Annotated in this window: 10 protein-coding genes and 1 tRNA gene; 1 reads left to right on the forward strand and 10 read right to left on the reverse strand. The window is 35.5% G+C overall.

The window, feature by feature from the left end:
* Positions 1 to 59 precede the first annotated feature (59 nt).
* From EKM64_RS00750 to yycF, 9 genes are all read right to left on the reverse strand, one after another.
* Positions 60 to 1,121, reverse strand: coding sequence for an ABC transporter substrate-binding protein (locus EKM64_RS00750; RefSeq protein ID WP_125674577.1), 1,062 nt, complete (start codon positions 1,119 to 1,121; stop codon positions 60 to 62).
* 94 nt (positions 1,122 to 1,215) lie between these two features.
* On the reverse strand, positions 1,216 to 2,526 hold the full coding sequence (locus tag EKM64_RS00755) for a dicarboxylate/amino acid:cation symporter (protein WP_125674579.1): 1,311 nt from the start codon (positions 2,524 to 2,526) through the stop codon (positions 1,216 to 1,218).
* A gap of 307 nt (positions 2,527 to 2,833) precedes the next feature.
* The gene (rlmH, locus tag EKM64_RS00760; protein ID WP_125674581.1) at positions 2,834 to 3,313 is read right to left on the reverse strand and encodes a 23S rRNA (pseudouridine(1915)-N(3))-methyltransferase RlmH; all 480 of its coding nucleotides are present in this window, start codon (positions 3,311 to 3,313) and stop codon (positions 2,834 to 2,836) included.
* 381 nt (positions 3,314 to 3,694) lie between these two features.
* On the reverse strand, positions 3,695 to 5,047 hold the full coding sequence (locus EKM64_RS00765; protein ID WP_125674583.1) for a S1C family serine protease: 1,353 nt from the start codon (positions 5,045 to 5,047) through the stop codon (positions 3,695 to 3,697).
* Between the two features lie 124 nt (positions 5,048 to 5,171).
* On the reverse strand, positions 5,172 to 5,975 hold the full coding sequence (locus tag EKM64_RS00770) for an MBL fold metallo-hydrolase (protein WP_125674585.1): 804 nt from the start codon (positions 5,973 to 5,975) through the stop codon (positions 5,172 to 5,174).
* A complete protein-coding gene (locus tag EKM64_RS00775) occupies positions 5,965 to 6,777 on the reverse strand; it encodes a two-component system regulatory protein YycI (RefSeq protein ID WP_125674587.1) in 813 nt (270 codons plus the stop codon). The genes EKM64_RS00770 and EKM64_RS00775 overlap by 11 nt, the downstream gene beginning before the upstream one ends.
* A gap of 2 nt (positions 6,778 to 6,779) precedes the next feature.
* Positions 6,780 to 8,093 (reverse strand): YycH family regulatory protein, encoded by a 1,314-nt coding sequence (locus tag EKM64_RS00780; protein WP_125674589.1) that lies wholly within the window; start codon positions 8,091 to 8,093, stop codon positions 6,780 to 6,782.
* Complete coding sequence (gene walK, locus EKM64_RS00785) at positions 8,083 to 9,981, reverse strand: cell wall metabolism sensor histidine kinase WalK (RefSeq protein ID WP_125674591.1); 1,899 nt, start codon at positions 9,979 to 9,981, stop codon at positions 8,083 to 8,085. Before walK ends, EKM64_RS00780 begins: the two co-directional genes overlap by 11 nt.
* Positions 9,982 to 10,086: 105 nt before the next feature.
* Entirely contained in the window at positions 10,087 to 10,791 is a 705-nt protein-coding gene (yycF, locus tag EKM64_RS00790; RefSeq protein WP_125674593.1) for a response regulator YycF, read from the reverse strand.
* 157 nt (positions 10,792 to 10,948) lie between these two features.
* Here yycF and EKM64_RS00795 point away from each other — a divergent pair.
* A tRNA-Lys gene (locus EKM64_RS00795) sits at positions 10,949 to 11,021 on the forward strand.
* Between the two features lie 176 nt (positions 11,022 to 11,197).
* Here EKM64_RS00795 and EKM64_RS00800 read toward each other — a convergent pair.
* Complete coding sequence (locus EKM64_RS00800; RefSeq protein ID WP_125674594.1) at positions 11,198 to 13,936, reverse strand: cation-translocating P-type ATPase; 2,739 nt, start codon at positions 13,934 to 13,936, stop codon at positions 11,198 to 11,200.
* Positions 13,937 to 13,941 lie beyond the last annotated feature (5 nt).

Here is a 13,941-nt window from a genome sequence, read left to right on the forward strand (position 1 = left end):
ATTTTATCTCCTTTCACAATTTGAAAAAGCCGAGAGCAACTCTCGGCTTTTCGTATTACCTATTTATCTCCTACCATATCTGACCATTTGTTTAAGATAGTAGTTCTATCTGAACCAAAGTTTGATAGGTTTTCTTTAATGAGATCTTTTTTATTTAATCCTAAATCAAGTCCCTTAATACCAGGCATGATAATTTGATCTGTATCTTTACCATCAAGTTTTGCTAATTCTTTCATATTCTTTGGTTCAAGCATGAAGTTGATGAAAGCTTCAGCAACCTTTTTACCAGGTGCATTCTTAAATACAGCAACACCTTCAGGAACCCAAGGAATACCATCTGATGGATAAATCACTTTAAGGTCATCTTTCTTTGCAGCATCAAAGGCCATCTTGTCAACTGGAATAACTCCGATTCCAAATTCACCTGAAGCAGTCTTTTCTTGTGGATCTTTACCACGTTTGCCGTAGAAAGTAACATTATCATTTACTTTATTCCAATAATCCCAACCAGCTTTTTCACCTTTTTTATCAATGATTCCTTTAACAATAGCATACATTGTACCTGAAACTGATGGATCACTCATGATGATCTCGCCTTTATATTCACTCTTAGCTAAGTCATCCCAAGTCTTTGGAATAGGTAGACCTTTTTCTTTTAGAACTTTTTTATTAACTACAAATCCACCAACAGTTAATCCTTTAGATAACCAATAACCGTCTTTATCACGATACTTGGTACTGATCTTGTCGATAGATTTTGATTGATACTTTTCAAGCTGATGATCTGTCTTAGCTTGCATGAAAGCATCTAGCCCACCACCAAACCAAAGATCAGCCATTGGCTTACTCTTATCAGCTTTCATTCTGGCCAATACTTCACCACTAGACATTGATAAAACTTTAACTTTAGCCCCAGTTTGCTTGCTAAATTTATCAAATAGCGGTTGATACGCGTCAGATGTTGCTACGACATTCATCGTTTGACCCTTAAACTTTTGTGTTGTTTTGGTATCAGACGATTTATTACTTGAACTCTTTGAAGAATTGTTCCCACATGCAGTTACAAAGACCAATCCCAAAAGAAATACAAATAAAATTCCCAGACGTTTAATCGCTTTCATTCCTATAACACTCCCCTTTTTTATAAGAAATACATTTAAATTATAACCAATATTTTTATAAACCACAATGAAGTGTTAATGATTTCACATATTGCTAAGCTAAAGCAGGTTCATTCTTTGGTGAATCCGTTACCGTGACTTTGTGTTCTGATGCATTGACCAAAGTTGCGGCTACCATTGAACTAGTAACATTAGTAGTTGTTCTAGCCATATCTGCAAAGGCGTCGATTCCGGCAAAGATACTTACTAATTCCACGGGTAATCCCAGTGTGACAAACATTGCCGTTGCAAGCATGATTCCACCACCTGGGACCCCAGCTGTTCCAAACGACACTACTGGACAAAGCAAAACTATTACAGCAATTTGAAGAAATGAAACATTCATCCCCAGTGAGTTCATAGCATAAATAGACAGTAATGGCGGCCAGATCCCAGCACAGCCCGACATTCCTACTGTGGTTCCCAATGGACCAACAAAATTAGCTATATTTTCAGAGACACCTTCTTTTTTAGTTAAACATTCAACATACAAAGGCAGTGTTCCTGATGAACTTCTGGATGAAAAAGCCATCAATTGTGCAGGTATGATATTTTTAAAATATTGAATCGGTGATCTCTTAGCAACAAATTTTAATAACAAGCTATCCGTTACATACATATGGAAGAAACAACCAACAAATGCTAGGACGATAATTGTCACTAAAGGCATCAATGCTTTGGCGTCACTAGTTCCAATTGTATCTGCCATCAAAAAGATAATTGAATATGGTAAAAATTTGATAATTACACGAATAATTTGATAGACGATATCATGACAATCATCGATAAATGATTTAAAAGTCTTCATCGTATCTGGACGTTTGCTTGATAAAGCAACTACGGCTATTCCGACAATGATAGAGAAGAAAACGATCGGAATAACTTTTCCTTCAGCCATAGAAGTAAATAGATTGTCAGAGAAAAAATCCGTTATAACTTCAGTAAATTTAGGGATCTTTTCTACCTTAAATCCATTGACGACACTCAAATGACTGCCTTTACCAATTCCTGATCCGACAGCTAATGCTGCACCAACAATTGCGGCTAGTAAAGTTTGAAACAATAACCAAAATAATGATTTCGATCCAATCTTTTTCAATTGTTTCAAAGATTGCATCGAATAAATACTTTTAATCAGTGAAACCATCAATAATGGAATAACCATCATTGAAATGACTCTTGTATAAATAGTTCCCAAAACGGCAACATAGGATGTGTATCCTTTAAAGATAATCCCTATGAAAATACCAACTATCAGAGCCACAACCGAAGTAAACGTAAAATTAGTTTTCCGGTTCAATACATAAATAAAGTAACAGGCAATTAAAGAAACAAATAAAGTACCCAGATTCATTGTTATATTCATCAAATCCCTCTTTTTGATAAATTTCTTTACTGTTCTTTTAGATTTGCTCAATAATTAAAGTCATTTCCATCTCCTTTATTGAGTTTTTTAATTATTGAAGCATAGAACACAATTAGGATAACAAAAAAAGGAGCCGCCGAAAGCGTTTCCTTGTATGTTAATTCACTAGTCTAATTTTTTTGATATTAATCTAATATTTTTGTTAATCAGTTTGGGAATTCTGTACTAATAGTTTATGAACAACTTTGACAGAAAATAAATTTTGACCCGTGATCAAATATTCTCAAACATATGGACAATTTTATTCTTACTTATGGTAGGTACGATGATTAATTATCATAAACGAACGATAGATTTGTTCGGTCATAACTAAACGCATCAATTGATGTGGCAAAGTGAATTTTCCAAAACAAATACTGTAATTAGCCCGTTTGGTAACTTCTGGACTAACACCAAGTGATCCACCGATAACGAACGTAATGTCGCTGGTTCCATATGTGGATAAGTCATCGATTTTTTTAGCTAGTTCTTCAGAGGTTAATTCTTTACCGCGAAGGTCTAACAAGATCACATATTCCTTATCCTTGACCTTGGATAATATCCTTTCACCTTCCACTTCTTTAACGTGTGCATCTTCTGCCTCGCTTAAATTCTCAGGAGCTTTTTCATCTGGACATTCGACCATCTGAAACTTACAAAAGGCCCCTAAACGCTTAGCATACTCGGCAATACCGGACTTTAAATATTTCTCCTTTAATTTCCCTACTGTAACTAATTTAATATTCATTAATAATCTCCTCGTAAATATAATAAGCAAAAATGGCTCCTTTGCCAAATGGTAAAAATCGAATTATATTTCTTTTGACTTTATCCACATTTAATAAATAGTTTGTGTACCCCTGTGTAACACTAATTGATCCTTATACATCAAGGTTTTGTGGCTAATTGATGTCAAGTTATTAGCACTTATCAACAAGTTGGCTGTTATTTGTGGATAACTTTTAGACAACGTAAATATGAATAATTCTTTAGTTTTACACAAGTTTTCCACATATGTGGAAAATTAATTTTTATTCATCTATTAAAAAGGCGAAAAAAAACTGTCATTTATTGATAAATGTTCAAAAAAAGACGTGAAACTATTTAAATAATAGTCACACGTCTCATTTTACTCAGAAGTTTTTTTAGTTAAATGAACCTTAGAGGTCTTCAACTTACCGTTATGGTAATATTGAACGCTAACTGTTTCGCCAATTGAATGCGAATACAAAGCGCTGTGAAGATCAGCAACCGAACTTACCTTCTTATTACCGAGTTTCACGATAACATCATTCTTAGATAATCCGGCCTTCTTAGCAACTGATCCTGCAGTTGTACTGTAAACAACTACACCTTTAGTTATTTTACTTGGTAGCTTCAAACTTGATTGCGAATTATCAGTTATTTGATCCAAATCGACTACCTTAACACCTAATGATGGTCGTTCGACTTTACCACTTTTAACTAATTGGTTAATGATCTTGACTACTTCGTTACTTGGAATGGCAAATCCAATACCTTCAACTGAGGTTCCGTCGGTACTTGAAGCTAGTTTCATTGAATTGATACCAATGATTTGTCCAGCGGAGTTGACCAATGGGCCACCAGAATTACCTGGATTAATGGCAGCATCTGTTTGAATAACAGTTGCTTCACCATTAGCTTGACCCGTATTTTGATCTTGTGTCTCAATAGTTCTATTTGTAGCTGAGATAATACCTTGTGTTACTGTCGTAGCATACTGGCTGCCTAATGGGGAACCAATTGCGATCACAGGATCACCAGGTGAGATATTATCCGAATTACCAAAGTTTGATGTTGCGGGTACTTTGTCACCAGAAATTTCCAAGACGGCTAAATCGGTTGTAGAATCTGTACCGACTAATTTAGCTGACAACTTAGTTCCATCAGCTAGGATAACTTCAAGCGAGTCAGAACCGGAAACAACGTGATTATTAGTTACGATATAACCTTTACCATTTTGTTTGGCATAGATCACACCTGAGCCTTCACTATATTCCTGCAAATTAGAATTGGAACTATTTGAATTACTGTCAGAATTCGAATCGTTAGAATCAGTTGATCCTGATGAATTTGAATTACTGTCGCTAGAATTCGAATCAGAGTTACTATCGCCAAACATATCACCAAAAATAGATGATAAATCACCATCACTAGTTTGCTTTTGTTTTTGCAGGTTAACAACAGAAACAACAGAGTTACTTACTTTCTTATAAGCACCAGACATGGTGCTGGCTGTATTTGCTTTACTGTCACTGACTTGGGTCGTTCCTGGAGAACCATCAGATGCCGTATCAGCGACTCTATTTCCAAAGTAAGAAAATCCAGCGAAAGCTATCCCAACACCTAACATGGCCGAAATAAAGGCTACCACAGCCATTTTTAACATTGAGTGATTGTTAGAGCCTCGTTTCTTTTCTTCTACTCTCGAATCAGTTTTATGGTTATTATCCATAGACATTTACCTCCCCAATACTCGATACCCTTAATATAACCTTAAATTTTGAACAAATTATGAACTAGATTAGATATTTTTTCAAAAAAAGTGCGAAATCGATTAAATTTCACACTTTTTTACTATTTTATTACAAAGTTATCAATGGATCAGCGATTGCTGGATCAGTGTCATGGATCGAGAAGTCGTGTTCAACTCCAAAATCATGATCTTCCAAGATATCAGCCACTGCTGTATGGGCAACTTTTTTTGTATTATTTTCGTGACTCAAATGGCCAAGATAAATTTGCTTTGTATTATTACCGATAATATCCATCAAAGTATGGGCACCGTCGTCATTAGACAAATGACCCTTTTCACTTAAAATACGTTGCTTCAAAGGCCATGGGTACATTCCATTGCGCAACATCTCGACATCATGATTACATTCCAATAAATATCCATCGGCATTTTCGATCGTCTTTTGAACACGTTCAGAAACATAGCCAGTATCGGTCAAAATAACAAACTCTTTACCATTATGATAGAACTTATAAAATTGTGGATCAGCTGCATCATGCGACACTGCAAAACTTTCAACATCTAAATCATCTAATGTCATTACTTTATTATGCTCAAAAAGATTGATCTTTTCTTCCGGGACCTTGCCGATCTTAGGCATCATAGCATCCCAAGTCTTTTTGTTAGCATATACATTTAAATCATAGCGTCGAGCAAGTACCCCGACACCTTTTATATGATCAGAATGTTCGTGCGTTACAAACAAAGAATCAATCGTATTAATATCTTTACCAACACTTTCTAATGACTCTTTGATTTTTTTGCCGGACATTCCTGCATCAACCAAAATATGGTGCTTAGGAGTTTCGATATAGGTAACATTGCCTGAACTACTGCTGGCCAAAACACTTATTTTTAAATCATCACTCACTATAATCTTCTCCTGTTGTTGAACTCTTGATCACATTCCCTGTAAAGGCATTGACCTTCTTTAAAGAACTTACTTTGCTATCACGATTTTGAATCGTTACAAACCAAACCGGAATATAAATTGTGCTTCCTTTGGCCTCTAATAACTTGGTGTAAGCCAAGTTGGCATATGTTATTTTAGAATTATTGGAAATTTCAGAATTAGCATAGAGGTTGATAACAATATCCTTCTCACTCTTGGTCGCTTCCTTTTCATGCAAAATCATCAGATCATGAATATACGTTTGTGTATACCCAATAACTTTATCATCGTTGACTGTAAATGTCAGTTGGGCCGTCTTATCGTAAACTTCTCCTAAGTTTTTATCTGTCTGTGAGAAAACGATCTGGTCGCTTGTTGATTGCTGAGGAGAGTACTTATATTGTGTACCGAATAAGACATTTGATTCCTTTTTAATAAATTCGTTGATCTTTTTTACTTGATTGGCTTTAGTAACAGAAATTGGTGTGTTCAATGAACTTGTTAGTTTATGGTTACTCTCATCATATTGAAATTCTTGATCACGTAATTTACCAACATTGTTAACTAAAGAAACATTAGGTTTTGATCCCAAATAATATGCCGTGCCACCCTTAGTATCGAGTTTACCAAAACTGATATCACGTTTTCTCATTTCAGCAACGGTTGACGTGTTGGTACTGCTACTTGTGACAATCTGTTGACTGTTACGAAAAGATAGCAATAAGAACACATCTAAAGATACAAAAACTATCAAGAAGATGATTTCAATTCTTCGAAAATCCATTACTATCCCTCCTCTGCAGATTCATTGGTCCAGTCTTGATATGGGCGCCAATGATTATCAATTTTAATATAGTAGGTTGGAGTCAAATCAACTACATTTTGATTTTCAGATTCACTTTCCCATTGATATCCTACCTGAATGTCTTGAATATCGTTCACAGAATATCCGGCTTTATCCAATCCTTTGAGGATAGAAGTAGTAGACTTCAATGTCGTCTCTGAATTAGAAGAAGGTACCGGAACCTCAAGAACCTTATTCAAGAAATGTTCAGTTGTTCCATTTCGGTTAAAGCTTATCTTGATAGATCCAAATTGACTCTTCTTAAAAATTGGAAATCCTTCAACATATTCACGGAAGAGCAAATCTTTATCATTCCAATCAGCATCGTATAACCGAAGGTTAGAAACAGAACTCTGTAAGTTAACAGCCTTATTATAACCACGTTGATAAAAGGCTAATCTACTCTTTGGCACAGAGGTATCAGTATAATCATAGAATGTTAACTCGCCTTTATCGTGATCAGAAATCAGACGTTTAGTTTCACTGTAGTTATATGAATAAACTTCTCCATCTTGTGATGTAACTAAGTCATCACTATTAGAATCAAATAGTGCTGTCGTGTACTCTCTATCCTGCTTTTCATCAATTACATATGAATAAGCTTTCATCTTGATCGGTTCAGTATAGAACGTAAAGACACCATGTTTCATCAAGTTCAATCTAACTTTCAAATCGATGTTTGCTTTCTTAGCCAATTTCAAAATAGGTTCTGCTGCTGCATCTCGAACGCCAACTTTATAGACGGCATAATTACTATCGTTTGCTAGATAGATGTTTTTATCAGTTTTATCATTCAAATTAATGATAATTCGATTGAATGAATAGTCAGTGGAATGTTTTAAAACCGAACTATTCAATAAATATCCTAACGTTCTAACCGTTATAGCGGTTGGATAAACTAACTGAATCGCATTGCGCTTTTGGATAGTCTTTTGATATTTAGCACCATCTTTTTTGAAAACACGCGTAACTCGATCAAATTTCCAGTCATTCATAACATTTTGAACACTGAAAGAAATATTTTCTTCATTATTGTAAATTAAGCGTTGATCTGTCCCGTCATGCCAAATAACTTGAGTAGGACTTATGACCTGATTGATCGGTATTTTATTTTTATCGGACTCAGTCGTCGTAACATCGACATTTCGCCCTCTTTGATAACGTGCGGTATTAGTCCAAATGAAATAGGACAAAACTACACTAGTAATAACTGCAAAAACTAACAGGATCTGTACAATTAATCGACTAAATTTCATCCCATTCTCCTCCAGTCTCATTAGGGTCAAAAGGCAGAGAAATATAGAATGTTGAGCCTTTGCCTTCAGCACTGTTTACCCAAATTCTACCTTTGTGCTGCTCAACGATCTCTTTAGAAATAGACAAACCTAGACCAGTACCACCCTGTTTACGTGAACGAGCCTTATCAACACGGTAGAATCGATCGAAGACTTTCTTGATATCCTTTCTAGGAATACCCAATCCTTGATCAGAGATACTGATAATAATATGTTTATTAGTTTCCAAAAGGCGACACGTTATAACGCCTCCATCTGGTGAATACTTAATTGCGTTGTTTATAATATTATCCATTACTTGCGTCATCTTATCAGTATCTAGTTCGACCCAGAGGTCCTTATTAGTAAAAATTCGTTTGATACGATAGTTCTTAACGACTTTTTTATCGTCTTCTTTAGCATCAGCTTTTTCTTTTTTCAACATCATATCAAAACGATCTAAGATATATGAGAAAAATTCATTGAAGTTGACTAATTCTTTATCCAATTTAGATCGGCCTTGATCCATGCGCGACAAGTTCAATAAATCTTGAATCATACGGATCATACGATCAGTTTCCTCAGCCGTAACTTTTAGAAATTGTGGTGCCAGATCTTTATTTTCCCAAGCACCATTGTTCAAGGCATCAATATAACTACTGATACTTGTTAAAGGCGTTCTCAATTCATGAGAAACATTGGAAACAAACTGACGACGCTCATCATCTATCTTTTGTTGTTCAGTAACATCATGTAGGACACAGACCATACCACTGATAAATCCACTATTTCTCTGAATAAGAGAAAAGTCTGCATTTAATATCAATGAATTATCGTCCTCATCATCATCGTCATCTTCATCGGGTAAATCGCTAGTTTCAATGATCATGGGTTCTGGATTCTCTAATAGTTGATCAAAACTGATTCGGTCGTTAACACCTAATACTTCAACTAAAGGTTGACCATCAGCTTCACCCTCTTCTTTATTTAAGAACTCCTGTGCCATTTCATTGATAACAGTAATATTCCCTAAACGATTGGTGGCGATAACCCCATCAGACATTTGTGTCAAAACGCTATCCAAACGCCTTCGTTCAGATTCAGAATTTTCTGTTGCCTCTTCAACTTTAACTGAAAGATCATTAACAGCCATTGCCAATTGTCCTAATTCATCTGGTGAATAGACACGAACTTGACCGGAATAATCTCCCTCGGCCATTCGTACAGCTTGTTGCTTCATTTCATCGATCGGACGAGTGATTGCACGAGCAATAAAAATTGCGATGACTGCCCCTAGCAATCCAGCAACTAATGAAGCTGTAAGGAAAATAACAATAATATTATTTATACCTGAATATACTGATTCCATGCTGGCTCTAACATAAATAGCCCCAACAACCGTACTATTATCAGGCGAAGAAACTGGTGAGATAGATTCGTAAGAGCTACCAGTTGCCTTATCATAATAAATTTGAGTTATTTTCTTATCGGTATTGATACTCTTTTTAACTTGGTCTTTGAGAGTCTTAGTTCCAATCGACTCTTTATCTACGTCTTTGGTTCCGACAATAATGCCGTTACGATCAACGATTTGTACATCTGTAATGTCATTATTATTTCTAGTATAATCTTGAATAACATTACTAATATTTTCTTTTGTTTTTGAATCGTTGTCATTTAAACTTTCAGAGACCTGATTTAAACGATAAGCGGGAATGACCACAGAATCTTCAAACTGTTGGACATTCTGCTCCTCTAATTGACGAACAAAGTATGCTCCAATGATTTCAATTGTGACTATCAAAATTAAAATAAATGACAGTCCAATTTTGAAATTAATGGAATGTAAAAAAACAAATCTATTTTTCAAATTTTCTCACCCATAATTACAGTCTTAGTTACATTATACAGCTATGAACATAACAAAAAAACTGACTCGTAGTTTCCAGTCAGTTTAATTTATTAACATATTTTTCTAAACTTCAGAATTAGGATCTCTCAAATAATACCCTACACCACGTCTGGTCATTAACCATTCTGGTTGACTAGGATTATTTTCAATTTTTTCACGGAGTCTACGAACGGTAACATCAACTGTTCTGACATCACCAAAATAATCGTATCCCCAAACCGTTTGAAGTAAGTGTTCACGTTTCATTACTTGACCAATATGTTGTGCCAAATAATAAAGTAATTCAAACTCACGATGGGTTAACTCAATTTCTTTACCATTTTTAGTTACCGTATAAGCATCAGGTAGAATAGTTAAATCACCAATTTTTATTTCGCTAACTTTACTATCTTCATTTTGCGCATGCCGTTGTGTTCTCAAACGTGCTTTAACACGTGCAACTAATTCTCTATTAGAGAATGGCTTTGTGACATAATCATCTGCACCTAATTCCAGACCAATAACTTTATCGATTTCTGCATCTTTAGCAGTTAACATAATAATTGGAGTGTCCTTAGTTTTACGAACTGTTCTAGCTACTTCTAGACCGTCAATTACAGGCAACATTAAATCAAGTAAAATCAAATCTGGATCTTCCTCTTCTACTTTATCTAATGCTTCTTGACCGTCGAAAGCTGTTATGACTTCGTAGCCTTCGTTCTCAAGGTTGTATTTAACAATGTCTGAAATAGGTTTCTCATCGTCTACTACTAGAATCTTTTTAGCCATATTCATCTCTCCTTGACTTGACCATTATACTAGTTATAGCCTATTAAAACAAAATCAGCATAACTTAAGCTTAAAAATAAAAAAAATTATTAAAAAAACCCTTGCTCAAGATTTGTTCCTTATGGTATTATATAACTCGTTGATTGATACATCACATGGGTGGCTAGCTCAGCTGGCAGAGCAACGGACTCTTAATCCGTGGGTCCAGGGTTCGATCCCCTGGCCACCCATAACTTAACCGATTACTCAGGTAATCGGTTTTTTGTTGTCTAAAACTATTATATTATTTATATACCTACTATGTTAAATTATAAGCAACCGCTAAATAACAAATAAAGAGAGCTTTGACGTAACCATAGGATTTCTCAAACCTGTGATTTTGCCATGCTCTCTTTTTAATATATTCTTATTTTTTTAACCAAACTAATGCTTTTATTCCGGAGATTAAGAAAACAGGTATTGCAGGAATGAAGATTACCATCAGGTAAATCATTCCACTTAGTCTTGCTGTACCCATCACTTCATTAAAGAATGGTGAAATAGTGACAAACAGCGAACTTATTGCTGAAAAAGCAACTGCCATAATCAGTTTTGGATTTCCAAACGGATTTCTATGGAATAATGTCTTAGAACTTCTAGCGTCAAAAACATTCCACAATTGACCAAATACTAATGTTAAAAAGGCAACTGTTTGTGCTTCTTCAACTTTCATTCCACTTCTAGCAGCTAAAACAAAGGCTGCAAAGACAACTAACCCCATTGTTATACCACGAACGATAATTCGACTCATCATCCCATCAGCCAAGATCGACTTATGTGTGTCACGTGGTGGCTCGTTCATGATATCCGACTCTGGAACATCATATCCTAAAGCAAATGATGGCAACGCATCGCTGACCATATTTACCCATAATACCATCAAGGCAGTTAAGGTTGGGGTATTACTACTAACATTTCCAATATCATGAGTAATCAATAGAAGACCTAGCAGTAATGATAATACTTCCGCTACATTAGTCGTCAATTCGTGGCGCATGAAATTTTTAATGTTTGTAAAAATGGTTCTACCAGCTTCAACTGAATGCTCAATAGTAGTAAACTTATCGTCCAATAAAATCAAGTCTGCAGAATCTTTAGTAACATCTGTCCCATTTATTCCCATCGCTACTCCAATATCCGCCGCACGTAGCGCCGGTGCATCATTCACACCGTCTCCTGTCATAGCAACAACCTCACCATGACGTTGTAATTGATTCACGATCCGCTGCTTATGTTCAGGCGAAACACGTGCGTAAACTCTAATATCTTCAACTTTATCAAATAATTCATCATCCGATAATTTGTCGATCTGCTTTCCTTCCATTACTTGTGTACCTGTACGTGAAATGATCCCTAATTTAACCGCAATGGCCTGCGCCGTTTTAGCGTGATCCCCAGTGATCATAACAACATTTATATCAGCGTTATGAAGTGTTTCAACTGAATTTCTAACCTCTTCCCTAGGTGGATCAATGATTCCAGCCAAACCAAGTAACGTAATATCTTTCTCTAAGTCTTCCATTGGAGCATTCATAGCTTCATCTTCAGATATTATTCTTTCACCAACCGCCAAGGTTCTTAAAGCTTCGTTAGCAAATTCATCAATTTTATTTTCAAATGCTTTATTGTCAGTATTGATAGAAAGATTTAACAGTACATCAGGTGCACCTTTTGTTAATACTTTATACTCATTACCACTTTTAATAACAACACTCATCATTTTTCTTGTGCTATCAAATGGAAAGACTCTTAAAATATCATAGTCTGTCTCGTCTTTTTTATTTAGTAATTCATGTCTATCTAAGTTTAATTTTAATCCCAAGACTACTAAAGCCACATCTGTCGGATTTCCAAAAGGTACGTAATTTCCGTTCTCATCCCTTGATACGTTTGCTTCATTATTCAAAATACTAGCAATGACAAATTTTTTAGCTGAATTAATTTTATTTAAAGGTGTTATTTCACCTAAAGGATCATATCCACGGCCTTCAACCTCGAATTCAATTCCGTCGGCAAAAAATCTGGTTACTGTCATCTCATTTTTAGTCAATGTGCCTGTCTTATCAGATGCAATAAACGTCGTTGATCCCAGTGTTTCTACACTGTTAAGCGACTTGATCAACCCTTTACTCTTAGTGAGAACTGTGGCACCAATTGTTAAAACAATCGACAACACCGCCGGTAAAGCATCTGGTATGGCGGCCACGGCTAAAGCTATTGCTGTAGACAATATAGCTGCAAAACTAGTGAACGAAAATGATCCCGTTGTTAACCATGTCTTCAATGATCCGGCTATAAGTGTGAACAATACTACACCACCAGCCACATACATCAACTTACGTGTTAGGTCATTTACAGTTTTTTCAATAGGAGTTTTCTGATCTTTTGTATCTTTTAATAGACCTGCGATTTTCCCTAATTCTGTTTCCATTCCTGTGGCTACAACGACTGCATAACCGTTACCATTAGTCACTGTCGACCCAGAATAACCCATATTTTTACGGTCACCCAAATCAGTATCTTCTGGCAGCTCATCAACTATTTTTAAAATCGGATCTGACTCTCCAGTTAAATGTGCTTCTAAAACTTGTAATTCGGATACTTTGAACCAGCGCACATCAGCCTCAATAAAATCGCCCATCTTTACACTGATAATATCTCCAGGTACTAAAAAATCAACCTTAATTTTTTCCCAATCGCCATCTCGTAAAACTGATACTTGATGGTTGTTCATTTCTTTTAAACTATCAAGCGATTTTCTAGCACTGACTGTCTGCCATACTGACAAACCACTATTTATAAAAATCAGTATTAGAATAGCGATTGCTTCATAGAATGATGACATCGCATGCTTCACATCACCGTTTTGTGTTAAATCATAAACGCCACTTACTAAAGATAATAAAACCGCTAATAATAAAATAATTACTAAGGGTTCTTTAAAAGAGTGTAGTAAAACTTTCCAAATCGGAGTTGGCGCTTCTTGCTGTATTTCATTTTTACCATACTTTTCAAGACGTATTTTAACGTCATCTCTAGTCAATCCCTCATGACGATTACTATTTAGTTCTTTCAATACATCTTTTTTATTTTGGTTATAAAACATATACG

Source organism: Companilactobacillus keshanensis (assembly GCF_003946205.1).
In the GTDB taxonomy this organism is placed as follows: Bacteria; Bacillota; Bacilli; order Lactobacillales; family Lactobacillaceae; genus Companilactobacillus; species Companilactobacillus keshanensis.